At 42.8% G+C, this 682-nt stretch carries 1 pseudogene; it reads left to right on the top strand.

Annotated features, from left to right (window positions below):
• Window positions 1-291: 291 nt before the first annotated feature.
• Window positions 292-682, top strand: a pseudogene (locus FWJ34_RS19445) (hypothetical protein); the annotation flags it as partial.

The raw sequence follows: 682 nt of genomic DNA on the forward strand, positions 1-682 counted from the left end.
CATTTGTTTTGGAAGGGGAGAAAGAGGGAGAGGGGGAAGGGGGGATTTTTTTCTAATAATTGATTAATTAATAGTCAAAAACTTCTGTATCTGGCACTATCTGTTAATTTTAGAAATTGAGATTTTCGAGAATGAAAACGCCCTGCTTATTAAGGGGAGTTGGAGAGATCGATAAATAAGGGCTAAAGCGCCCACTACAAACCTTATAACCGTGGAACAGGTAAGATACCTGTCAAACAAAAATTGGTGGGCGATGCCCACCCTACAAACTTATATTTATAGGAGTTAATCATGAAACTATCCAATAAACCGTTTATTTTTACGATCGCCGTCTTATTAAGTATCTCTACTATTTTATCCGATGTTGCCTATGCACAACGTGGAGGCGGAAGAGGTGGCAGAGGTGCAAGAACTAGCAGTGTCCAACGCTCAGGCGGTTCAAGAAGTGCAGGTTCGAGAAGTTCCAGAGGGGGAGGGGCTTCTCCCAGGGTAAGTAGTGGTACTAGTCTACAAAATAGAGGTAATTTAAGCAATTCTTCTAGTCGTCAAGGCAACCGTCAAGGTAATCAGGGTGATCGACAAGCTAACAGAACTGATCGTCAGGGTAATCGTCAAGGTAATCAGGGTGATCGACAAGCTAACAGAACTGATCGTCAGGGTAATCGTCAAGGTAATCAGGGTG

This window comes from Geminocystis sp. GBBB08 (genome assembly GCF_016743215.1).
GTDB lineage: Bacteria > Cyanobacteriota > Cyanobacteriia > Cyanobacteriales > Cyanobacteriaceae > Geminocystis.